We start from the raw sequence: 23,570 nt of genomic DNA, 5'->3' as shown, positions 1-23,570 counted from the left end.
TGCTCCCGGCCTCGACAGGGCCTGAGAGGGGCCAGGGACTCGCCGCAGGGGCGGAAGCAGGGTCTGCGAGCTTTCGGTCCCTGAGCCTCAGTCCCTGGTGTTTTTGCAGGTCAGAGGCTTGCGGAGCTTTCATGAGGGACCGGAGGGACTGAAATCGCCAATTATGACGTGCTCAAGTACTTGTTTGTATGCGCGCGTGCATATGAACACACAAGAAGAATTCTGCTTATAAATAGGAGGTTGGGTCCCTACAGTCCCTTGTTCTCTGGGTAATAAGCCTCTGACCTGCGAAAATGGCTCAGGGACCGAAGCGGGACCCAGACCCTGTCGGCCCCTGTCTTTTGGTCCCTGGTCTCTGTAAGTCCCTGGGGACCGTGCGTTTTCCGCCCTCGACGGCCGCCGAGGGCCACTGGCTCCGCGCTCCCGTTCCGATCCCTGTTGGTCCCTACCCCGTTTCGGTCCCTGCGCAACGGCTTGTCCCCCATCCCGCCCTGTCCCAGGTCCGGAGCACCAGTCCCTGTGGTCCGTTCCGTGTTCCGGCTTTTGGGTCCCTCAGTCCCTGTCCCCCAGCTTCTGGTGCTCGCGGAGTCTTTTCACGCGCTCTCCGCACTCACTCGGGATCCCAGTCACTCGGGTCCCTCCGTCCCTGCGGGGGCACCGCTTCGCCAGGAGGGCCGGACCGGTCGCTTCGGTAGATTGGGCGAGGTGAACACACTCCCCCCGCATGTGCGTCGCGCCCGGCGTCCCGCGCACAAGGAACTCAGGCTGGCCTCGATCATCGAGGCGGCTCGGTCCCTCGCCCTGCACAAGGGAGTGCGTGAGGTGACGCTGACCGACATCGCGGCCGAGGCGGGCCTCGCGAAGTCTGCCGTTCTGCGGTACGTCGAGACACGGGAGGAGATCTTCCTGCGCTTGACGGCAGAGGGCTGGTCCCAATGGGCCACTGCCGTCGGTCAGTCCCTGGGGGACAGGACCGACGGCACCGTCGAGGAGCTGGCCGAGCTCCTCTGCCGGACCTTGGTCGATCAGCCGCTCTTCTGCGATCTGCTCGCGCATGTGGCGCTCAATCTCGAACGGCATGTGTCCATGGAAGCCGTGCTCGGCTACAAGCTGGCCACCCTCGACGCGCTCAACGACCTGACCGAGATCTGCGGGCGCTTCCTCCCCGAGCTGCCCCAGCCGGCTGCTCGGGAACTCATCGGAGACCTCAGTCTGCTGGCGGGCGCGCTGTGGCAGATCGCCACTCCCCCGCCCGCACTGGCCCGTCTCTACGCGGAGGAGCCGAAGCTCGCCCATATGAAGGTGGACCTGCTGCCCCGCCTCACCACCGCGGCCCGTGCCCTGGCGACGGGTCTGGTGACCGGGGGTATTACGGCGTAATACCCCCGGAGTTCCGGTGTGCGGGGAAGGGCTCCCCGCCCCCTACGGCCGCCGGGGGACCGGCAGCCGTAGCAGTTGTCCAGGAGCTTCCAGGCCGTCGCGAGATCCTCCCTGCCCCGCCCCGCCCCGCGCCAGAGCACCGGCATGAAGAAACCGGCAGGTCAAGCGGCTATTACGCCGTAATACCCGGGAGCCCGGAGGACTGCCCGGCCGGCTCGCGCTTACGGTGTTTCACATTGTGTGAAACACCTCCCGTGCAGCACACTCTCCTGCATGGCAAAGCGCAGGCAGACGGCTGACCGCTCCACAAAACCGCTGGTCAAGACGCCCATCCGGATCGGTCCTCTGGATGCGAAAGCGTTGATCGCCGAGTTGCGGCAGCTCCACGAGGCCGCGGGAGACCCGGACGTGGAGCGCATGCCCGAGGACGAGGAGATCTACGCGGCTCTCCTCTACGCGGAGAAGCACGCCTCCGCACTGCGGCGCGGTACTCCGGAAGCGCAGTGTTCCGCCGCCCTCCACCGGGTGCGGTTGTGGGAGTACCTGAGAGAGCAGACCGACCTCCATCAGCTCCGGGCCGTGACCGACGCACGCGGAGCGGGTGTCCCCTGGGCCCGGCTCGCGCCCGCCCTGGCCGTCGCGGCCCCGAGCGCTGCGTACAACAAGGCGAAGCGCTTGCAGGCGGTCACACTGACCGATGACACCCCGGCGGCGCGCCCGGTGCGCCGAACCCCCGAAGCGGTTCTGGAGGCCGAGCGCCGCAGAGCCCTGGAGGCGGAGGCGGAACGGCGCCGGCAGGAGGCCGCGGAACGAAGCCACCGGCTGCTGCTTCCCGTCGCGCGAAGGCTCCTGGAACAAAGGAGCGCGCTGGTGCTGGACGAGGACGCCGAGTACTGGCTGGACGAGATCTCCGCCGTACTCCCCGACTGTGCCACCCCCACCCAGATGGTCAGTCTCGACCGCTATCTGGGTGCCGCCGTACGGTCCCTGCGAAAGCTCGAACAGCGAACGGCCTCCCCCGTCACCACGAACAGGGAAGCTCATGCGGCCTATCTGGCGGCAGCCGCGCTGCAGAACGAGGAGGGGGGCCATGAGCCGCCTTCCCCGAGCCGGGGGTCGCGATCTATTACGGCGTAATAGAGCAACCCCGGTAAACGAAAAAGGGCCGGGTCGACGCCTCATGCGTCGACCCGGCCCTTTTCGACAGCGCGTCCCCTGGAGGATGTCGCGTCCTGGTCCCGACGGAGCTGGTCAGTCGGTGCCGAACTCCATCGCGGCACGGTCCAGCATCTCGTCGTCGCCGGACACCTCGCCGCGGGAGGCGATGGCCTCGGCGCCGCCCTCCGGCATGGTGCCGATCAGTCCGGTCGCTGCCGCCTGGGCAGCCCCGATCGCGGGATTGGCGGTGCCGATCAGACCGATCGCGGCGTACTGCTCCAGCTTGGCGCGCGAGTCGGCGATGTCGAGGTTGCGCATGGTGAGCTGACCGATCCGGTCCACCGGGCCGAACGCCGAGTCCTCGGTGCGCTCCATGGACAGCTTGTCCGGGTGGTAGCTGAACGCCGGACCCTTGGTGTCGAGGATCGAGTAGTCCTCACCGCGCCGCAGCCGCAGTGTGACCTCACCGGTGATGGCCGCGCCGACCCAGCGCTGAAGCGACTCGCGCACCATCAGCGCCTGCGGGTCGAGCCAGCGGCCCTCGTACATCAGCCGGCCCAGCCGCCGTCCCTCGTTGTGGTACTGGGCGAGGGTGTCCTCGTTGTGGATGGCGTTGACCAGGCGCTCGTACGCCGCGTGCAGCAGCGCCATACCGGGGGCCTCGTAGATGCCGCGGCTCTTGGCCTCGATGATCCGGTTCTCGATCTGGTCGGACATGCCCATGCCGTGCCGGCCGCCGATGGCGTTGGCCTCCATCACCAGATCGACGGGGGAGGCGAACTCCTTGCCGTTGATGGTCACCGGGCGGCCCTGCTCGAAGCCGATCGTGACGTCCTCGGTGGCGATCTCGACCTCGGGGTCCCAGAACCGCACGCCCATGATCGGCTCAACGGTCTCCACCCCGGTGTCCAGGTGCTCCAGGGTCTTGGCCTCGTGGGTGGCGCCCCAGATGTTGGCGTCGGTGGAGTACGCCTTCTCCGTGCTGTCGCGGTAGGGCAGGTCGTGGGCGAGGAGCCACTCCGACATTTCCTTGCGGCCGCCGAGCTCGGTCACGAAGTCCGCGTCCAGCCAGGGCTTGTAGATCCGCAGCTGCGGGTTGGCGAGCAGACCGTAGCGGTAGAACCGCTCGATGTCGTTGCCCTTGAAGGTCGACCCGTCGCCCCAGATCTGCACGTTGTCCTCGAGCATCGCCCGGACCAGGAGGGTTCCCGTGACGGCGCGGCCGAGCGGCGTGGTGTTGAAGTAGGAGCGTCCGCCCGAGCGGATGTGGAAGGCCCCGCAGGTGAGCGCGGCCAGGCCCTCCTCGACGAGTGCCGCGCGGCAGTCGACCAGGCGCGCGACCTCGGCGCCGTAGCTCTTGGCGCGGCCGGGCACCGAGGCGATGTCGGGCTCGTCGTACTGGCCGATGTCGGCGGTGTAGGTGCACGGGATGGCGCCCTTGTCGCGCATCCATGCGACGGCGACAGAGGTGTCGAGGCCGCCCGAGAAGGCGATGCCGACGCGCTCGCCGGCCGGAAGGGAGGTAAGGACCTTGGACATAGAAAGAGTATGCAGAACAACGCATGGTCATGCAAAGTGGGATGCGGATTTTGTGTCGTCGGATTCGCCGTCCGGCACCGCCCGGCCACGCGTCGCCCATGAGGAACCGCCCGCGATCTATTACGCCGTAATAGATCGCGGGCGGTTCCTCCGCGTTTCTTCCGGTCAGGCCAGCCGGCCGCCGCCGTCCACGTGGAGGACGGTGCCGGTGACATAGGGGTTGCCCATGGCGAACAGGACGGCGTCGACGAGGTCGTCCGCGGTGCCGACGCGACGGGCGGGGTTCTTGCCGGCCACCTCCCGCAGGAAGCCCTCCTTGTTCACACCGAGCTTGTCCCAGGCGCCGCTGTCGACGATGCCGGGCGAGACGGCGTTCACGCGCAGCGGGGCGATCTCCACGGCGAGCGCCTGGACGAGGAAGGCAAGGGCTCCGTTGGTGGTGGCCATCACGGTGCGCTCGGGAGCCGGACGCCAGGCGGCGACACCGGAGAAGAAGGTGAAGGAGCCACCTTCGTTGGCCTGGCCGGACAGGTGCTTGGCCAGGAACAGCGGGCCGGTCACCTTGGCCGCCATGGCCCGCTGGACGTCTTCGGGCTCGAGGGTGGCCAGCGGACCGTTGGCGGGCACCGCGGCCAGCGAGACGAGGTGGTCGAACCGGCCGACCCGCTCGGCGAGGGCCGCGATCGAGCTCTCGTCGGTGATGTCGAGGTGAACCGTCTCGGCCTTGCCGGGGAGTGCGGCGGCGGTCGTCTCCAACTTCGCGAGGTCCGGCCCCGCCAGAACGAGCTCGGCTCCCGCGGCGGAAGCCGTCTGGGCGAGCCGACGTCCGGTGGCCGAGCCTGCGCCGATGACGACGATCCGCTGTCCACCGAGGTCCTGAGACGTGGCCATGAGAATCCCTCCAACAGTCGAGTGAGCGACCCCGCTCTGTCCGGCGGGCTCGGGGATCACTCTGGTAGGGAACTCTCGATGAATCCAATGATTCGATGTGCTGGATTCCATAGATTTCATGCATGCAAAACGGACCCGGAATTTAAGAGAACAACGTTCTGTTAACGTATTTCGCAGCGGGTCGTCAGGGCCGGGCGCACGAGCGGAGGGCATTCCGACCTCCCCGCGTGCCGCACTCCCCCGGCCGCCCACCGCGTCAGTGACGGTTCCTTCCTCCCTGGAGTTCTCCGTGTCCTCTGTCTTCCTCGTCAGCGGCGCCTCGCGTGGTCTCGGCCGTGAGATCGTCCGAGCCGCCGCAGCCGACGGTCACCGGGTGGTGGCCGGCGTCCGCTCCCTCGACGCGCTCGACGACATAGTCGCCGAATACGGCGACCGCATCGCCGTGGTGCCCCTCGATGTCACCGACTCCGGACAGGCCGCGGACGCCGTCCGGACCGCGGTCGAACGGTTCGGCAGGCTGGACGTCCTGGTCAACAACGCGGGCTACGCCAATGTCGCCTCCGTCGAGGACGTCGACTTCGACGACTTCTCCGCCCAGGTGGACACCAACCTCTTCGGAGTGGTCCGGCTGACCCAGGCCGCGCTACCGGTTCTGCGGGAACAGCGCTCCGGACACATCGTCCAGGTGTCCTCGGTCGGCGGCAGGCTCGCCACCCCGGGACTGTCCGCCTACCAGGCCGCCAAGTGGGCCGTCGGCGGCTTCTCCTCGGTCCTCGCCAAGGAAGTCGCCCCGCTGGGCATCAAGGTCACCGTGCTGGAGCCGGGCGGCATGGCGACGGACTGGGCGGGCGCCTCCATGCGCGTCGCGCCGGTGCGCCCCGAGTACGAACCGACGGTCGGCGTCACCGCCGCCGTCCACGGATCAGGCGCGACCCAGGCCAGCGACCCCGCCAAGGTGGCCCGCCTCCTGCTGGACGTGGTGGCTCAGGAGGAACCGCCGCTGCGCCTGCTGGTGGGCGTCGACGCCTACCGGTACGCGACGGCGGCGGCCCGGGAGCAGCTCGCCGAGGACGAGCGCCGCAGGCACCTGAGCGAGTCCACGACCGCCGACGAAGCGACCCCCGAGCATCTCGACCCACTGGGCCACGGCCGCTGAACTCGCCACCGCGCGCCGCCGTGCGGTCCGGTCAGGACCGCACGGCGGCGCGCTCCTCGGGGCGGGGACCGCCGGTTTCACGGCCTCCCCAATGTCATGCATTCAATTTATGGTAGAGATCAAACCTAGTCCTTGGACTTATGAGATGGCTCGGGCGCAAGATCAGAGCGTCCTCGAAACGGGGCGTGATCCTCCGACCGGAAGCCGCGCCCGAGCACCGCGCCACACGCCCCACACAGCCATGGAGTCCTGATGTCCGCACCATCGACCCGCCCGGCGGCCTCCACCGACACTCCCCGTCCCACCAGGGCGCGGCTTCCCCTCAACACCTTCGGCATCGCCTTCGGCCTCTCCGGCCTGGCCGGCACCTGGACGGCCGCCGGTGAACTGGGGGCGCCCGAGCCGATCGCCGACATCCTCTGGCTGGTGGCGGCCACCGCCTGGCTCGTGACGATCGTCCGCTACGCCGCCGCGGGGCTGCGCCTGAACGACGTCGCCGAGGATCTGCGGCACCCCGTGCTCGGTCCGTTCGCGGCCCTCGCCCCCGTCGCCGGATCCCTGCTGTCGGCCCGCCTGTCGGTGTGGTTCCCGGCGGTCGGGGAGGCGCTGGTGTGGTTCATGCTCGCCCTGAGCGCCGCCTTCGGCGGATGGTTCATCGCCAGGATGCTGACGGTTCCGCGCGACCCGGCGACTCTGCACGGCGGGCATCTGCTGCCCACGGTCGCCGCGTCCCTGATCTCCGCACAGTCCCTGGCGACGATCGGTCATCCCGGAGCGGCCAAGGTGCTGTTCGCCTCCGGCGTCCTGTTCTGGATACTGATCGGCGCGCTGCTCCTGGCCCGCTTCACCACGGGCCCGGAGATCCCCCGGCCGCTGCTGCCGACCCTGGCCATCTTCTCCGCCCCGCCCGCCGTCGCCGGCAACGCCTGGTGGGCGATCACCGGGGGGCGGCCGGGAACGGCACATGAGATCCTGCTCGGCACCATGGCGGCGCTGCTCCTGCCCCATCTCTTCCTGGTCCGCGACTACCTGCGGCTGCCCTTCGCCCTCGGCTTCTGGGCCCTGACCTTCACCACCGCGGCGAGCGCGACCTACGGCATCCGCCTGCTGTCCCTCACCGGAGCTCGGTGGAGCACCCCGCTGAGCTGGGTCGTGGTCGCCGCCGCCACGGGTCTCATCGGCACCGTCGCCGTCCGCTCGCTGGCCCTGGTTCCGTTCCACCGGACCCACTCGCCGAAGACCCAGGGCGGTACGGGTCACACCGCACCGGCCGTCTGCTGAAAGGACCCGGGGGCCGGAGAAACCCCGAAGGCCTCGCGGGGTCCCCAGCGGCAAGCACACGGACATTCCGACAAGCAACTCGACGATGGGGCCGCCCCCCGCCAAGGGGCGGCCCCATCGGCGTACCAGCCGTCCCCTGCCGCCGCTTCCTCGCGTTGCGGCGGCAACTAGCCTCGCGGCGTTCCTTCCTGGGTGACTCCCCCGCCGACTGATGACCGTCGTCACAGGTCTTGACAGACACGTGTGTCCGGCCCGAGCCTTTGGCAACGTTGTCAGGCCGTGAGTCGTGCCGTGCCTTCCCAGCCACTGCTGCACCACCGGCCTCCTCTCCCGCACCCTGTGATTGGACGTCCCACCCATGGCTGACCTCCCGTCCCGGCGCTCGGTCGTCACCGCCGGTTCCACGTTGCTGGCGGGCCTCGGCCTCGGCACGCTCCTGCCCACGGCCGCTGCCGCCGCCGATGTCACGGCGACCGCGACAGGCCCCGCCCACCGGCCGCCGACCTCCCCGGCACCGGCCGAAATCGCCGCCCACCGGCCCGTCCAGGTCTCCTCGACGTCCTACGCAGCCACTCCCGGCGAGTTCGCGGTGGACCGGATGACCTCGCGGGGAGTACGCGGCTCCGGCTGGCGGGCCGGGGACGGCGACCCCCAGTGGATCTCGGTCGACCTCCAGGCCGACTGCCAGGTGACCGCGATCCGGCTGACCTTCGAGGCCGAGGCGGGCGACCCGGTGTTCATACCCCCCGCCGGTGGCAACTGGGCCCACGGCACCACCGGCAAGGAGATCCTGTCCAGCTACGCGGTGGACTTCGTCGTGGAGACCTCCCGCGACCAGCGCTCCTGGACCAGCGTGCACCGCACCGCCGCCGGCACCGGCGGCGAGGTGAACATCCAGCTCACCCGGCCGGTGACCGCCCGCTGGGTCCGGATGACGGCCCGCAGGCGGTCCAGCGCCAACCCGCTCGGCCTCAACGGGTTCGAGGTGTACGGCACCGTCGAGGGCCACCGGCCCGCCGCCACCGGCTGGACGGACTGGGGCACGCACACCGAAGAGGCCCCCCGCCTGTCGGTCGGCCGCGACGGAGCGGTCCCGTTGGAGTCCGGCTGGCGGCTGACCACGGACGACTGGGCGGGCGGCGGGGGAGCGGAGCTCTCCAAGGCGGGCGTGGACACCGCGGACTGGCTGCCCGCGACCGTACCGGGCACCGTCCTCGGCTCGCTCGTCGAGCGGGGCCTGCTGCCCGACCCGGTGGCCGGTCTGAACAACCTCCACGTCCCCGAGGCCCTGTCCCGGCACTCCTGGTGGTACCGGCGGGAGTTCGAGCTGCCGCGCGGACTGCGCACCGGCTCCGGCCGGCGGATCTGGCTGGAGTTCGACGGCGTCAACCACAAGGCCGACCTCTGGCTCAACGGTCACCGGGTGGGCGACCTGACCTACCCGTTCGCCCGCTCGGCCCACGACATCACCGCCTTGCTGGCCGACAGCGGCCCCCAGACCCTGGCCGTGGGGATCGCGCCGATGCCGGTGCCCGGCAGCCCCGGCGACAAGGGCCCGGCGGGGGAGGCCTGGGTGGACCCGGGCGCCGACCGGATGAACCTCAACTCACCCACCTACCTGGCCTCCGCCGGCTGGGACTGGATGCCGGCCGTCCGCGACCGGGGCGCGGGCATCTGGAACCACGTACGGCTGCGCTCCACCGGGCACGTGGTGATCGGCGACCCACGGGTCGACACCGTCCTGCCGCTGCTGCCCGACCTGTCCGTCGCCGAGCTGACCGTCACCGTGCCCGTCCGCAACGCCGACGCCACCGACCACCGCACCACCGTCACCGTCTCCTTCGACGGCATACGTGTCTCCCGCACCGTCACCGTCCCGGCGGGCGAGCGGTCCGAGGTGACGTTCACCCCCGCCGCCTACCGTCAACTGAGGGTGAGCAGTCCCAAGTTGTGGTGGCCCAACGGCCTCGGCGAGCCCCACCTGCACGAACTGACCCTGGTCGCCGAGAGCGACGGCGCCGAGAGCGACCGGCGCACCACCCGCTTCGGCATCCGGCAGTTCGGCTACGAGTACGACACACCGCTGCCCTTCGTCCCCTCCACCGACGCCTACACCCAGTCCTTGGACCTCGGCCCGACCAAGGCCCGGCACATCCGCGTCAGATGCCTGACCCGGGCCACCGGCTGGGGGAGTTCCCTGTGGGCCCTGTCGGTGTTCGACGGCGCCCGTCCCGGCACCGACCTCGCCCTGCACGCCACCGCCACCGCCTCCAGCACCGACGGCGACGACCACGGCCCGGGGAACGCCACCGACGGCGATCCGGGCACCCGTTGGTCCTCCGCCTACCAGGACGACCAGTGGATCAGCGTGGACCTCGGCTCGGCGCAGCCCTTCGACCGGTTGGACCTGGTCTGGGAGCAGGCCTACGCGCAGACCTTCACCGTCCAGGTGTCACAGGACGGCTCCTCGTGGGCGGATGTGAAGTCCGTGGACAACACGGCGGTGCCACTGCCGTTCAACAGCGGCGACGCCAGTCTGCGGGTGACCGACTTCGACGCCCGCACCGCCCGGTTCCTCCGCCTCAACTGCGGCATTCGCAATACCAGTTGGGGCAACTCCCTGTGGTCACTGGCAGTTGTCGACAGCTCCGTCCCGGGCACCGACCTCGCCCTGCGCCGTAAGGCCACCGCCTCCACCGAGGACGACGGCCACCCGGCCGCGAACGCCACCGACGGCAACCCCGGCACCCGCTGGTCCTCCGCCTACGACGACCACCAGTGGATCCAGGTCGACCTCGGCTCCGCCCGCCGCTTCGACCGGGTCGCCGTGCTGTGGGAGCAGGCGTACCCGAAGACGTACACCATCCAGGTCTCCGACGACGGCGACACCTGGACCGACGTGACGACGGTGTCCAACACGCCCGAACCGCTGAAGATCAGCGTCAACGGGGTGCGCGTCCTGGTCCGCGGCGGCAACTGGGGCTGGGACGAACTGCTGCGCCGGATGCCGGCCGAGCGGATGGACGCGGCCGTGCGGATGCACCGCGACATGAACTTCACCATGATCCGCAACTGGGTCGGCAGCAGCAACCGAGAGGAGTTCTACGCCAGTTGCGACGAGCACGGCATCCTCGTCTGGAACGACTTCCCCAACGCGTGGGGCATGGACCCGCCGGACCACGACGCGTTCGACGCCATCGCGCGGGACACCGTGCTGCGCTACCGCATCCACCCCTGCGTGGCCGTCTGGTGCGGCGCCAACGAGGGCAACCCGCCGGCCGCGATCGACAAGGGCATGCGCGAGGCCGTGCAGCGGCAGGCCCCCGGCATCCTCTACCAGAACAACTCCGCCGGCGGCATCGTCACCGGCGGCGGCCCCTACGGCTGGGTCGAACCGGAGAAGTACTTCGACCCGTCGACGTACGGCAGCAAGGACTTCGGCTTCCACACCGAGATCGGCATGCCGGTCGTCTCCACCGCCGCGAGCCTGCGCAACCTGGTGGGCGACCAGCCCGAGTGGCCGATCGGCGACGCCTGGTACCACCACGACTGGAGCGAGCACGGCAACCAGGCGCCGCAGATCTACAAGGCCGCCGTCGAGGCCCGCCTCGGCGCCGCGCGCGACCTGGACGACTTCACACGCAAGGCGCAGTTCGTCAACTACGAGAACTTCCGCGCCATGTTCGAGGCCTGGAACGCCAACCTGTGGGACGACGCCAGCGGTCTGATGCTCTGGATGTCCCACCCCGCCTGGCACTCCACCGTCTGGCAGACCTACGACTACGACTTCGACGTCAACGGTGCCTACTACGGCGCCCGCAGCGCCTGCGAGCCCCTGCACGTCCAGGCCGACCCGGTCCAGTGGCGGGTCCTGGCGGTCAACCACACCCGCGCCCCGCTCACCGGCGCGACGGTGACCGCCGAGACGTACGACCTCTCCGGCCGGCGGACCGGAACGCCCCGCAGCATCCGCGTAGATGTGCAACCCGCCTCCACCGCACCGGCGTTCACCGCCGACTGGACCGACGCACTGCCCGACCTGCACCTGTTGCGGCTCACCCTGCGAAACGGCGGGGGAGAGGTGCTGTCCCGCAACACCTACTGGCGCCACCGCACCCCGGAGGCGATGCGGGCCCTCGGCACGGCCGCGCGCACCCGGCTGACGGCCTCGGCGGGCCGGGTCACCCGCACCGCGGACCGGCACGGCCTGACCGCCACGGTCCGCAACCGAGGCTCCGCCGTGGCCGCCATGGTCCGGCTGTCCCTGCTGGACGACCGCGGCCACCGCGTCCTGCCCACCCTCTACAGCGACAACTACCTGTGGCTGCTGCCGGGCGAGACGCGGACCGTGACCCTGTCCTGGCCCGCCGGGGCGCTGCCCACCGGGCGGCCCGTCCTGCACGTGGAGGGCTACAACACACCCTCGGTGACGGCCCGCGCGTAGTCGGCGAGTGCCGTCGGCACACCGGAACGACGCTCCCGCCGCGGCGGGGCCACCACCCCGCCCCGGCGCCCGGTGGCGCCCCGCGGCGCGCGAGGGCGCCGGGGCGGGTGCGTCGGGGGGTGCTCAGTCGTCTGACGGATGCCAGGGCCCGGCCCTTCACCGCAAGCTCGGTCATGAGCCTTTGTAACGGGAGCGTTGAACCGGCACACGTGTCCGGCTACCTCCCGAGTAGGACACCCAAGGAGAGCAGTGGCCACGAAACGCGACATGATCGTGCGGCCCGCGCACGATCTCGGAGGGCTGCCGGCGGGGCCGGTCGTCCAGTCGGATCACGAGATGACACCGTTCGAGAAGAGCTGCCACGCGCTGCTCAACGTGCTCGCCGTGCACAAGCTCGTCAACACCGAGGAGAAGCGCCGGGGTGTGGAGGACCTCGGCGCGCAGATCATCGGGGAGCTCACCTACTACGAGCGGTGGGCGGTCTCGGCGTCCAAGGTGCTGATCGAGAAGGGGATCATCACCTCGGAGGAGCTCGGCGCGAAGATGAACGAGATCCGCGCCCGGTTGGCGGAGGCGGTGGCATGAGCACCCGCTTCGTGAAGGACCAGAGGGTGCGCATCGCGGACCGCGACGCGCCCGGACACGTGCGGACACCGGTGTACGTCCGCGGCAAGGAAGGCCGCGTCGAACGCGTCCTGCCCCGCTTCCTCAACCCGGAGCGGGAGGCCTACGGCGTCAACGAGGGCACCGACGTCCACCTGTACCGGGTGCGCATCGAGCAGGACGCCCTCTGGCCCGACTACGACGGACCGGCCGGCGACGTCCTGGAACTCGAGATCTACGAGCACTGGCTGGAGCCGGTCGACCAGCCCCACACCGAGGAAGTTACCCCGTGACCGACACGCACACCCACATCCCCGACCACGCGGACGGCGTCGTCGACCACGGTGACCACACGCACGGCGGGAGCGGCGGGGCCGACCCGCACGCCCCGATCGAGAACACCGCCGAGGAACCGGAGTACTTCGACGTCCTCCAGCAGGCGATCCGCGAACTCCTCGTGGAGAAGGGCCTGATCGAGGCGGACGAGGTACGGGCCATGATCGAGACGCTCGACGCGCACAAGCCCGCGCTCGGCTCGGCCCTGGTCGCCCGCGCGTGGACCGACGCCGCGTTCAAGGAGCGCCTGCTCGCGGACGGCACCGCCGCCATCGAGGAGTTCGGCATCGACAACTACGACGGCACCAAACTGATCGTGCTGGAGCAGACACCCGAGGTGCACAACCTCGTCGTCTGCACGCTCTGTTCCTGCTATCCCCGCCCGGTCCTCGGTCTGCCGCCGGACTGGTACAAGAGCCGCCCCTACCGGGCCCGCGCCGTGCGCGAACCCAGGGCGCTGCTCAAGGAGTTCGGCACCGAAGTGCCCGAGGACGTGACGATCCGCGTGCACGACAGCAACGCCAACATGCGTTACCTGGTGCTGCCGATGCGTCCCGCCGGGACCGAGGACATGACCGAGGCCGAGCTCGCCGGCCTGGTCACCCGGGACACGATGATCGGCGTCACCACGCCCAGGCTGCCATGACCGGGACAGGCCGGCCGCCGGGCGACGCGATCCGGCCCGCGCCGCCCGCCCCGGGCCCGCGGTGGGAGGTCGGCGGACGGCCGCTGTCCTCCTACCTCGCGGAGGCGGTGGGCTCGGCCTGGCTCGTCCTGGTCGCCCTCACCGCGATCTCCTTCACCATGCGGGACGGCAGTGCCCTCGCCTCCTGGCCGCTCACCGCACGCCTGGCGGTCGTCGGAGCCTCGGTCGGCGGCAGCGTCGCCCTGTTCTCGATCACCCCCGCGGGCAAGGAGTCGGGCGGCCACCTCAACCCGGCGGTCAGCCTGTTCATGGCGGTGCGGGGGGTGCTGCCCGTCCGGGACCTGTTCCCCTACGCCGCCGCCCAGTTGGGCGGCTCCGTCCTCGGCGTCCTGGTGGCCCGGGCGGTGTGGGGCGGGCGGGTCGGCGCGGTGCACGACGGGCTCATCCAGCCCGGGTCCGGCTGGGGCGCCACCGAGGTGTTCTGCGGCGAGGCGCTGAGCACCGCCGTCCTGCTGTGGGTGCTCGCGGGCATGACGGCCAGGCCCCGGCCGTACTCCACCCCCTGGGTGGTGGCCGCCGTCATCGCTGTCCTGATCACCGCCACCGGCGCGCGGACCGGCGCGAGCTTCAACCCGGCGCGCAACTTCGGGCCCCATGTGGTCACGGGCGACTACCACCTGTTCTGGGCGTACATGCTGGCTCCCCTGGCCGGGGCCCTGCTGGCGGCGGCCGTCCTGGCTCCGCTCGGGACCCGCCGGCCCTGGACCGGCAAGCTGTGCTGCGAACGCGACGTCCACCGCTACCACCAGCTCCAGCTCCACTTCCGGCACCACCACCTCCCCTCCTCATCCCGGTGATCCCATGCCACAGACACTGAGCGCTCCCGTACGCCCCGACTCCGCCACCGGTCCCGAGACCCCTGACGAGCAGGTGCGCCGGCAGGCACGGGACACCGTCGCCGTGCTCGGGCTCGACGACGTCGAGCTGGCCCCCGGCCTGGTCCACGCCCTGATCCGCGCCGGATTCGCCGTGCAGACCGGCGCGACGGCCGGGGGAGTGGAGATACGTGCCTGCCCCGAGCACTACGGGTCCGGCTCGCTGCTGGTCAGCTGGGCGCCGCACGAGGCGGCCCACACCCCTCTCGACCCACGGATCACCCATGTCGAGGGCGTCATGGCAGGCGCCCTGCTGGAGACCGTCCGGGCCCTCGGCTTCCGGGCCAAGCGGCTGGGCGCGTCCTATTCCGTGCAGGTGCAGCCATGGGGTTCCGATGACCCGGTCTGACCTGCTCAGAAGGACGCTGCGGACGTACCGGAGCAGTGTCGTCCTGCTCCTGGCGATCCTCGGCACCACCGTCTGCGCCTGGGTGCTCCTCGCCGACGTGGTGTCCGCGCACCGCTTCTCCGTGGGCACCCAGGCCTTCGGCACCGGGCTCGGCCTCACGGCGTACACGCTGGGCGTACGTCACGCCTTCGACGCCGATCACATCGCGGCCATCGACAACACCACCCGCAAGTTCATGGCCGAGGGACGGCCGTCCGCGCACGTCGGCTTCTGGTTCGCCCTGGGGCACTCGTCGGTCGTCGTCGTGCTGAGCCTGCTCACCGCGCTCGGCGCCCGGCTGGCGACCCGGCTCACCGACGACTCCTCGTCCTCCCACCGGCTGCTGGCGCTGCTCAGCACGTCCGTCTCCGGGCTGTTCCTGTGCCTGGTGGGCGTCTTCAACCTGCTGGCCGTGCGCCGCATCCTGGCCCTGTACCGGGCCGCGCGCCGCGGTGAGCACGACGAGCAGCGGTTGCGGACGGTCCTCGACGAACGCGGGCTGCTCTCCCGGATCCTGCGCCGCCTCACCGCGGCGACGACGCGGCCCTGGCACATGTTCCCCCTCGGTCTGCTCTTCGGCCTGGGGTTCGACACCGCCACCGAGGTCACGCTGCTGGTGCTCTCCGGGGCCGGCGCGACGTCCGGTGTCCCGTGGTACGCGCTGATGCTCCTGCCGCTGCTGTTCGCCTGCGGCATGAGCCTGTTCGACACCCTCGACGGCGCCTTCATGTCCGCCGCCTACCGGTGGGCGTTCGTCCATCCGGTGCGCCGGATCCTCTACAACCTCACCACGACGGGCCTGTCGGCGGCCGCCGCGCTGGCGGTCGGCGCCATCAACCTCCTCACGCTGCTGAGCAGCAGGTTTCCCCCGGTGGCGCACGCCTTCCCGTGGGTGGCCGATATCGACCTCAACACCGCCGGCTATCTGATCGCGGGTCTCTTCCTCACCGCCTGGACCTGCTCCGTCGTCTACTGGAAAGTGGCCGGCTCGCGGCGAACGCCCAGTGGAGGGGCAGGAGTTGCACGGCTGGAAGCACTTGAGCCAGAAAGTAATTGAGTGCTAACTTAGTCGCATGGTCAGGATGAGCGCGCAGGAGCGGCGCGAGAGCGTCATCCGCGCGGCGACGCGAGAGTTCGCCCGCGGCGGCTACCACGGCACCTCCACCGAGGCGATCGCCCGGCGGGTCGGGGTCTCGCAGCCGTACCTCTTCCGGCTCTTCCCGGACAAGCGGGCGATCTTCCTCGCCGCGGTCGAGCGCTGCATGGAGGACACCACCCGCACCTTCGCCGAGGCCGCCGAGGGACTCCAGGGCGATGAGGCCCTGCACTCCATGGCCAACGCGTACACCCGGGTCATCGCCGAGCGGCCCGAGCTGCTCACCATGCAGATGCAGACCTACGCCGCGGTGGCGGCCGCCGAGGCGGAGGGCGACCACGGACTCGGCGAGGCCGTGCGGACGTACTGGATGCGGCTGCGCGACACGGTGCACATCCCGCTCGGCGGGGACCTGGGCGAGACGACGACCTTCATGGCGTACGGCATGCTCATCAACGCGCTGGTCTCCATGGGGTTCCCGCCCCGGCACCCGGTGTGGGAGGGGCTCTACCCGTCCGCCCGGATCACGGGCCGGCTGGAGAAGTAGTAGGGGAAGGCCGGCCCTGGGGGAGGGCAGGGAGGGCACGCGAGGGGGCGTGCCGGGCCTCCGTGCGCCCTGGAAAGTTAGTCATCAATTACTAATCACCGTTGGACGCTCATCATTGGGGGAGCGATGGCACAGCAGAACGAACCGAACGAACCGGCCGCACCGACCGCGCCGGACACCGGCGGGACACCGGCCGCACGCCCGGGGGCGATGGCCTGGGCCCTGGTGATCACCAGCGTCGCCGGATTCATGGCGGCCCTGGACAACCTCGTCGTCACCACCGCCCTGCCCTCCATCCGCGAGGACCTCGGGGGAGCGCTGGGCGACCTGGAGTGGACCGTGAGCGCCTACACGCTCACCTTCGCCGTGCTGCTGATGTTCGGCGCGGCCCTCGGCGACCGGTTCGGCCGCCGACGGCTCTTCCTCACCGGGCTCACCGTCTTCACCGCCGCGTCCGCCGCCGCGGCCATGGCGCCGGGCATCGACTCCCTCATCGCCGCCCGCGCGGTCCAGGGCGTCGGCGCGGCCGTGATGATGCCGCTGACCCTGACCCTGCTGACCGCCACCGTGCCACCCGCCAAGCGCGGGACGGCGTACGGGATCTGGGGCGCCGTGAACGGCCTCGCCGTCGCCTCCGGCCCGCTCATCGGCGGCAGCCTCACCGAGCACGTCTCCTGGCACTGGATCTTCTGGCTGAACGTCCCGCTCGGCATCGCGGTCATGCCGCTCGCCCGCCTGCGCCTCGCCGAGTCCCACGGCACCGGCGCCCGCCTCGACATCCCCGGCACCCTCCTCGCCAGCGGCGGACTCTTCGGCATCGTCTACGGTCTGGTCCGCGGCCCCTCCGACGGCTGGACCGGCCCCCTGGTGCTGACCGGCCTGTTCGCGGGCAGCGCCCTCCTGGCCGGCTTCGTCCTGCACGGGATACGCGCCCAGAACGCCATGCTGCCGATGCGGCTGTTCCGCTCCCGCGCCTTCACCGGGATCAACGCCGCGAGCCTGCTGATGTTCCTCGGCATGTTCGGCTCGATCTTCCTGCTCAGCCAGTACATGCAGGGCGTGCTCGGCTACTCGCCCACCGAGGCCGGGCTGAGGATGCTGCCCTGGACCGGCATGCCGATGCTCGTCGCACCGCTCTCCGGCATCCTCTCCGACCGCGTGGGCGGCCGTCCGGTCGCCGCCGCCGGTCTCCTCCTCCAGGCCCTCGGCCTCGGCTACCTGGCCCTCGTGGTCGCCGCCGACACCTCCTACGCCGCCCAGCTGCCCGGCCTGATCATCAGTGGCGTGGGCATGGCGCTGTACTTCGCCCCGGCCGCCAACCTGGTCATGTCCAGCGTCCGCCCGCAGGAGCAGGGCATCGCCTCCGGCGCGAACAACGCCCTGCGCGAGGTCGGCGGCGCGCTCGGCATCGCGATCATGTCGTCGATCTTCTCCGCCCAGGGCGGTTACGACAGCGCGCGGAGCTTCGTCGACGGTCTGCGGCCCGCGCTGGTCGTGGGCGCGGCGGTGGTGGCGCTCGCCGCGGTGTCCGCCCTGCTGATCCCGGCCCGGCGCCGGACGGCACGGGACACGGGCGAGGCCGAACGCCCCGTCACCTCCTTGGAGGCCACCGTCCCGGCCGAACCCGCCGGGCTCTGAGGGAACACGGGGCAACGGGCGGCCAGGAGGGGGACGGCGACCGGCCGCGGGCACCGCGGGCCGACCGGGTGTACGCACCCGTCGGGCAAGCCCGCCCCGGCCGGATCCGCCGGGAACTCGGAACGGCACGCTGATCGGGCCGCCCCACGAGGGGCGGCCCGATCAGCGCGCCGGCCACTGGCACGTTCCCGCGCATCCGGTCGGGCCGCAGGGCACGACGCGACGTGACGCGTTCCCGGCCGGCCGCCGCCGGCCGTCAGCCCTCGCGAGCCGCCGCCTGCCGGTGTGCGCGCAGCGTCTCCAGCAGGCGCAGCCAGATCTCACTCGGCGTGGGATAGCTGGGGACGACGTGCCACAGCGTCGACAACGGCACCCGGCCCACGATCGCCGTCGTCGCCGAGTGCACCAGATCGGCGATGCCCGCGCCCACGAAGGTCGCGCCCACCACCACGTCCTCGGCGCGGTCGATGACCAGTTTGGCCCGCCCGCGGTAGCCGGAGCGCATGACCCAGGTGCCGGCGAGCGCGGCCAGGTCGTACTCGACCACCTCGACGTCGACGCCGGCCTCGCGGGCCTGCCGTTCGGTCAGTCCCGCGCTGCCGACCTCCGGGTTGGTGAACACCACCTGCGGCAGCCCGAGATGACCGGCGGCGGCGGACGGCAGGTCGCCGGCCCCGGCGGCGCGGGCGGCGATGACCTCCCCGGCGATCCGCGCCTGGTACTTGCCCATGTGGGTCAGCAGAGCACGCCCGCACACGTCGCCGATGGCGTAGAGCCAGTCGCCGGGTACTCCGCGCACCCCCTGGTGATCGTCCACGTCGAGGTAGCCGCCCGCGGGCAGGCCCACGGTCTCCAGACCGATGTCGTCGGTGTTCGGGGTGCGGCCGGTGGCCACGACGAGCTCGTCGGCGACGAGCACCGAGCCGTCGTCCAGGGTCACGCTCACCTCGCCGCCGTGGACGAGCCCCTCGCCGGTGTTCCGGACACCGTCCCGCTCCACCCGAAAGACGCCTCGCGAGAACAGGAGCGTCACGCCGCCGTGCCGCAGCGCCTCGCCGACGAACTCCCCCGCGAACGGCTCGTTCCTGCTGAGCAGCCGGTCCCCGCGGTGGACGACCGTCACCTCGGCCCCCAGACCGCGCAGCCAGGTGGCGGCCTCACAGGCGACCACGCCACCGCCGAGGACGACCACCCGGCGCGGGACCTCCCGCATCGTGGTCACGTCGCGGGAGGTCCACGGCAGCGCGGCGCGCAGACCGGGGAGGTCGGGCACGGCCGGACAGGAACCGGTGTCGATCACCACGGCGTGCCTGGCCCGCAGCGTGGTGACCGAGCCGTCGGGCCGGTCCACCGCCATCACCCGCTCCCCGGCCAGCCGCCCGTACCCGCGCACGACGTCGATGCCGGCGCCGAGTGCCCACTTGACCTGGGAGGCGTCGTCCAGCCCGTTGATCACCCGGTCCCGGCGGGCCAGGACGGCGGCGGGGTCCAGTTGCGCCGACACGCCGGCCGTGTGCTCGGCGGCGTCCACCACCTCCACCGGGCGCAGCAGCGCCTTGCTCGGCATACAGGCCCAGTACGAGCACTCCCCGCCCAGGAGCCCGCTCTCCACCAGCACCGAGGAAAGGCCGGAGAACTGGCTCGCGTACTGTGCGGCGTTCTCACCCGCCGCCGCGCCTCCGAGGACGATGACGTCCCACTCCGAACGCTCCGGATCCACCGCTGCGGCCATGGGTTCTCCCCGATCGTGACGACGCGCTGTGACCCCGGACAGCCTAGGAGCCGCAACCCGGCCCGACGCAACGGTCATTCGACTGACGCCGGCCCCCGGTACGGCGGCCGGGCCCCGGCCGACGTGGCCCGCGGACACGCCTCCCACGACGCGCGCGGGCACGCCTCGCACGAGCGCGGGCACGTCGTGAGCGTGCCGGTGCGCACACGTGTGCACGTCGGGTGGTGGTCGCGGGCCGGCGCCGGTTCCCACCCGCCACGGCCGCCAGTCATCCGACGGATACGTGAGGACGGCGCATCCGGCCACACTCGGGGAACGGTCACCGACTGGACGCCGTCGGCCGCCCGGCCCTCGACCTCGGGCACGACACGGTCGGCGCCGGGGGCCACCGGCCGCGGGCCGGGGGAAGGTCGCTCGGGCCACGGCACCGGCCCGGCCGTACTCCGGTCGGCCCCGGACGGCCCGTGACCCGCGCGGGGTCCACCGGCCGGGCGGCACACATGTGACCAGATGTGCGAACGACCAACGGAAGGCAGGCAGTACCGGCATGCCCACGATCGCCGATCACATCATCGCCTCGCTCAAGGCCGGCGGTGTCAGCCGTCTGTACGGACTGCCGGGCGACTCGCTCAACGGACTGACCGACGCGCTGCGCCGCGACGGCGAGGTCGACTGGGTGCACGTCCGGCACGAGGAGAGCGCCGCCTTCGCGGCGGCCGCCGAGGCCGGCCTGACCGGCGAACTGGCCGTGTGCGTCGGCAGCTGCGGCCCGGGCAACCTGCACCTGGTCAACGGCTTGTTCGACGCACAGCGCAGCCGCGTGCCCGTCCTCGCCATCGCCGCGCAGATCCCCGGCGCCGAGATCGGCACCGGATACTTCCAGGAGACCCACCCGCAGGAGCTGTTCGCCGAGTGCAGCGTCTACGCCGAGGCGGTGGGCAGCGCGGAGTCCGCGCCGCGCATCCTCGAACTGGCGATGCGCGCGGCCGTCGAACGCAAGGGAGTCGCGGTCGTGGTCGTGCCGGGCGAGATCTTCCTCGCCAAGGCCGCCCGGGACCTGGTCCCCGCCGTGGTCCGTCCCACCCGGACCGTCGCCCGCCCAGACGACGACTCGCTGCGCGAGGCCGCCGCGCTGCTGGACGCCGGGGAGCGGGTCACCGTCCTGGCCGGCGCCGGGGCGGCAGGCGCCCACGAGGATCTGATCAGGCTCGCCGAGACCCTGAAGGCCCCGATCGTGCACGCCCTGCGCGGCAAGGAGTACGTCGAGTACGACAACCCCTACGACGTGGGACTCACCGGTCTGCTCGGCTACTCCTCCGGCTACAAGGCGATCGAGGAGGCGGACACCCTGCTGATGCTCGGCACCGACTTCCCCTACCGCCAGTTCTATCCGCAGCGCGCCAAGGTCGTCCAGCTCGACATCCGCGGCGAGCAGATCGGCCGCCGCACCCGCGTCGACCTCCCGCTGGTCGGCAGCGTCCGGGACACCCTGCCCGTACTGCTGCCGCTGCTGACGCGGAAGACGGACCGCACCCACCTCGACCGGGCCCTGGCGCACTACGCCCGCACCCGCCGGTCGCTGGACGCACTCGCCGTCGACGATCACGACCGCACCCCGATCCACCCGCAGTTCGTGGCGAGCACCGTCGACCGGCTCGCCGACGACGACGCGGTCTTCACCACCGACGTCGGCTCGCCCGTGGTGTGGGCCGCCCGTTACCTGAGGTTCAACGGGCGGCGCCGGCTGCTCGGTTCGTTCAACCACGGCACGATGGCCTGCGCCCTGCCGCACGCCGTGGGCGCCCAGGCCGCGTATCCCGGACGTCAGGTGGTCGCCCTCGCCGGCGACGGCGGACTGACCATGCTGCTGGGGGAGCTGTTCACGCTGCGGCAGAACCGACTGCCCGCCAAGATCGTCGTCTTCAACAACAGCTCGCTGAACTTCGTCGAGTTGGAGATGAAGGCCGCCGGCATCGTCAACTTCGGCACCGGACTGGACAACCCACGCCTCGCCGACGTCGCCGCCGCGGTCGGGCTGTGGGCCCGCAGGGTCGAGCGGCCCGGTGAGCTGGAGGGCGCCCTGAAGAACGCCTTCGCCCACGACGGCCCGGCGCTCGTCGAGGTAATGACGGCCCGTCAGGAACTGTCGGTGCCCCCGGCGATCACGGTGGAGCAGGCCAAGGGTTTCACCCTCTACGCGATCCGGACCATCCTGTCCGGCCGCGGCGAGGAACTCCTCGACCTGGTCACCACCAACGTCGCCCGCCGGATCCTGCGCTGACCGGCAAGGACTCCGCCCCACCCGCGCGCACCCGGCCGGTGCACCGGGGACCACCGGCCCGCGCGCCGAGCGACGGGAGCACGATGCGCCTCCGACCCGTGACCTGACCCCACGCACCGGCGACGACGACGTCCCGGTGACCAGCACTTGCACCCACGAGAGGCCGTGCGCCCAGAACCCGTGCACCCACGAGAACCCGTGCACCCACGAGAACCCGTGCACCCACGAGAACCCGTGCACCCACGAGAAACCGTGCACCCACGAGAAACCGTGCACCCACGAGAGGAAAGACACCCATGTCCACCCCTTACGACCTGATCGGGAAGGTCCCCTCCTTCTCGCTCACCAGCGCCGACCTCACCGACGGCGGCCCCCTGCCGATCGCCTCCGCCAGCGGCATCTTCGGCGCCGGCGGCAGCGACACCTCGCCCCAGCTGAGCTGGTCCGGCTTCCCCGAGGAGACCAGGAGTTTCGTCGTCACCGTCTACGACCCCACCGCTCCCACCGGCAGCGGCTTCTGGCACTGGGCCGTCGCCGACATCCCGGCCACGGTGACCGAACTGTCCGCGGGCGCCGGTGACGAGTCCGGCTCCGCCCTGCCCGAGAAGGCCTGGCAGCTGGCCAACGACGCCGGACTCAAGCGGTATCTGGGCGCCGCCCCGCCGGCCGGCAGCGGCGAGCACACCTACTACATCGCCGTGCACGCGGTCGACGTGGAGACCCTCGGCCTGGACCACGGCGCCACGCCCGCCTTCCTCGGCTTCAACCTGTCGGGTCACACCCTGGCCCGCGCGGTCATCACCGCGCGGTTCTCGGTGGACTGACACACCGCCCACCGCGGGCCGGGACACGTTTGTGCCCCGGCCCGCCATGTGCGTGCGGGCCGGGGCGACACTCGTCTCCCGCGGCTCAGCCGCCGACGTACCAGGTGAAGCCGCCGTTGGAGGCCGCCACGGCCAGCAGCACGAAGAAGATGACCAGGTCGACGACGCCCAGGATGAGCCCGGCCTTGGCCATGCCGCCGCCCCCGCCGCCGCCCTTGACGCCCGGCTGACGCAGGGCGACGGCGCCGAAGATGATGGCCAGCGGACCGAGGACGACGTTCAGGAAGAAGACGCCGACGATGCCGCACACCAGGCTTGCGACCGCCAGGCCGCTGGTGCGCGAACCGGTGGACGGGACAGTGGAACCGCTATGACTGGCCATCAGTTGCTCCTCGCTCACGTCTGGTCGGTGGGGTGAGCCACAAGGGCGCACACCGGCTTTGCCTTTCCTTCACCGTCCGGGTGCCCCGCCCCCACCCGGACATTCCCGGGGATCGCCACCGGGGTGCGCGGCGATGGGCTCCGGGCTCGCCGCGTACCCCGGCGCCCGGGTCCGGGCCGGGGACCCCGGCGGCCGCCGCCGGGCCGGAGACCCGCGTCCCGAGCGACGGGCGCGAGGCTGTCCCGAGGGTGCACGACGTCGGCTCCCTGCCCGCCCAGGTCGCTTCCCGGCCGTCGGCGGCCACCCGGGCCCA

Annotated in this window: 19 protein-coding genes; 15 read left to right on the top strand and 4 right to left on the bottom strand. The window is 71.3% G+C overall.

What is annotated here, in order from left to right; translation table 11 throughout:
- Positions 1 to 705 precede the first annotated feature (705 nt).
- Complete coding sequence (locus tag ACF061_RS13530) at positions 706 to 1,380, top strand: TetR family transcriptional regulator (RefSeq protein ID WP_392266999.1); 675 nt, start codon at positions 706 to 708, stop codon at positions 1,378 to 1,380.
- 273 nt (positions 1,381 to 1,653) lie between these two features.
- Positions 1,654 to 2,517: a hypothetical protein gene (locus tag ACF061_RS13525; protein ID WP_392266998.1), complete on the top strand. Its 864-nt coding sequence runs from the start codon at positions 1,654 to 1,656 to the stop codon at positions 2,515 to 2,517.
- Positions 2,518 to 2,631: 114 nt separating this feature from the next.
- Here the strand turns inward: ACF061_RS13525 and argG are convergent, their stop codons facing one another.
- Both argG and ACF061_RS13515 read right to left on the bottom strand, forming a co-directional pair.
- Positions 2,632 to 4,077 (bottom strand): argininosuccinate synthase, encoded by a 1,446-nt coding sequence (gene argG / locus ACF061_RS13520; protein WP_392266997.1) that lies wholly within the window; start codon positions 4,075 to 4,077, stop codon positions 2,632 to 2,634.
- A 165-nt stretch (positions 4,078 to 4,242) separates the two neighbouring features.
- The gene (locus tag ACF061_RS13515) at positions 4,243 to 4,968 is read right to left on the bottom strand and encodes an SDR family oxidoreductase (RefSeq protein ID WP_392266996.1); all 726 of its coding nucleotides are present in this window, start codon (positions 4,966 to 4,968) and stop codon (positions 4,243 to 4,245) included.
- A 289-nt stretch (positions 4,969 to 5,257) separates the two neighbouring features.
- Between ACF061_RS13515 and ACF061_RS13510 the strand changes: the two genes are divergently transcribed.
- From ACF061_RS13510 to ACF061_RS13460, 11 genes are all read left to right on the top strand, one after another.
- Positions 5,258 to 6,124 (top strand): SDR family NAD(P)-dependent oxidoreductase, encoded by an 867-nt coding sequence (locus ACF061_RS13510; protein WP_392266995.1) that lies wholly within the window; start codon positions 5,258 to 5,260, stop codon positions 6,122 to 6,124.
- A 252-nt stretch (positions 6,125 to 6,376) separates the two neighbouring features.
- On the top strand, positions 6,377 to 7,405 hold the full coding sequence (locus tag ACF061_RS13505) for a C4-dicarboxylate transporter (RefSeq protein WP_392266994.1): 1,029 nt from the start codon (positions 6,377 to 6,379) through the stop codon (positions 7,403 to 7,405).
- Positions 7,406 to 7,763: 358 nt separating this feature from the next.
- Positions 7,764 to 11,849 (top strand): discoidin domain-containing protein, encoded by a 4,086-nt coding sequence (locus ACF061_RS13500; protein WP_392266993.1) that lies wholly within the window; start codon positions 7,764 to 7,766, stop codon positions 11,847 to 11,849.
- Positions 11,850 to 12,098: 249 nt separating this feature from the next.
- Entirely contained in the window at positions 12,099 to 12,434 is a 336-nt protein-coding gene (locus ACF061_RS13495; RefSeq protein ID WP_392266992.1) for a nitrile hydratase, read from the top strand.
- The gene (locus ACF061_RS13490) at positions 12,431 to 12,745 is read left to right on the top strand and encodes an SH3-like domain-containing protein (protein WP_392266991.1); all 315 of its coding nucleotides are present in this window, start codon (positions 12,431 to 12,433) and stop codon (positions 12,743 to 12,745) included. The genes ACF061_RS13495 and ACF061_RS13490 overlap by 4 nt, the downstream gene beginning before the upstream one ends.
- The gene (gene nthA / locus ACF061_RS13485) at positions 12,742 to 13,434 is read left to right on the top strand and encodes a nitrile hydratase subunit alpha (RefSeq protein ID WP_392266990.1); all 693 of its coding nucleotides are present in this window, start codon (positions 12,742 to 12,744) and stop codon (positions 13,432 to 13,434) included. The genes ACF061_RS13490 and nthA overlap by 4 nt, the downstream gene beginning before the upstream one ends.
- Positions 13,431 to 14,291, top strand: coding sequence for an MIP/aquaporin family protein (locus ACF061_RS13480; RefSeq protein WP_392266989.1), 861 nt, complete (start codon positions 13,431 to 13,433; stop codon positions 14,289 to 14,291). Before nthA ends, ACF061_RS13480 begins: the two co-directional genes overlap by 4 nt.
- Positions 14,292 to 14,295: 4 nt before the next feature.
- Complete coding sequence (locus tag ACF061_RS13475; RefSeq protein WP_392266988.1) at positions 14,296 to 14,718, top strand: hypothetical protein; 423 nt, start codon at positions 14,296 to 14,298, stop codon at positions 14,716 to 14,718.
- Positions 14,705 to 15,814 (top strand): HoxN/HupN/NixA family nickel/cobalt transporter, encoded by a 1,110-nt coding sequence (locus ACF061_RS13470; protein WP_392266987.1) that lies wholly within the window; start codon positions 14,705 to 14,707, stop codon positions 15,812 to 15,814. Before ACF061_RS13475 ends, ACF061_RS13470 begins: the two co-directional genes overlap by 14 nt.
- A 16-nt stretch (positions 15,815 to 15,830) precedes the next feature.
- The gene (locus tag ACF061_RS13465; protein ID WP_392266986.1) at positions 15,831 to 16,400 is read left to right on the top strand and encodes a TetR/AcrR family transcriptional regulator; all 570 of its coding nucleotides are present in this window, start codon (positions 15,831 to 15,833) and stop codon (positions 16,398 to 16,400) included.
- 210 nt (positions 16,401 to 16,610) lie between these two features.
- Positions 16,611 to 18,038: a DHA2 family efflux MFS transporter permease subunit gene (locus tag ACF061_RS13460; RefSeq protein WP_392267047.1), complete on the top strand. Its 1,428-nt coding sequence runs from the start codon at positions 16,611 to 16,613 to the stop codon at positions 18,036 to 18,038.
- 256 nt (positions 18,039 to 18,294) lie between these two features.
- Here ACF061_RS13460 and ACF061_RS13455 read toward each other — a convergent pair whose 3' ends face one another.
- Entirely contained in the window at positions 18,295 to 19,770 is a 1,476-nt protein-coding gene (locus tag ACF061_RS13455) for a dihydrolipoyl dehydrogenase family protein (protein WP_392266985.1), read from the bottom strand.
- Positions 19,771 to 20,317: 547 nt separating this feature from the next.
- Here ACF061_RS13455 and poxB point away from each other — a divergent pair.
- On the top strand, positions 20,318 to 22,051 hold the full coding sequence (gene poxB, locus ACF061_RS13450; protein WP_392266984.1) for a ubiquinone-dependent pyruvate dehydrogenase: 1,734 nt from the start codon (positions 20,318 to 20,320) through the stop codon (positions 22,049 to 22,051).
- A gap of 296 nt (positions 22,052 to 22,347) precedes the next feature.
- On the top strand, positions 22,348 to 22,875 hold the full coding sequence (locus ACF061_RS13445) for a YbhB/YbcL family Raf kinase inhibitor-like protein (protein ID WP_392266983.1): 528 nt from the start codon (positions 22,348 to 22,350) through the stop codon (positions 22,873 to 22,875).
- 85 nt (positions 22,876 to 22,960) lie between these two features.
- Here ACF061_RS13445 and ACF061_RS13440 read toward each other — a convergent pair whose 3' ends face one another.
- Positions 22,961 to 23,257: a DUF4190 domain-containing protein gene (locus tag ACF061_RS13440; protein WP_392266982.1), complete on the bottom strand. Its 297-nt coding sequence runs from the start codon at positions 23,255 to 23,257 to the stop codon at positions 22,961 to 22,963.
- Between the last annotated feature and the right edge of the window lie 313 nt (positions 23,258 to 23,570).

The organism is Streptomyces sp. NPDC015220, assembly GCF_043079345.1.
Lineage (GTDB): Bacteria > Actinomycetota > Actinomycetes > Streptomycetales > Streptomycetaceae > Streptomyces.
Note: the sequence above shows the minus strand (reverse complement) of the source record. Positions and strands in the feature narration are given on the sequence as shown.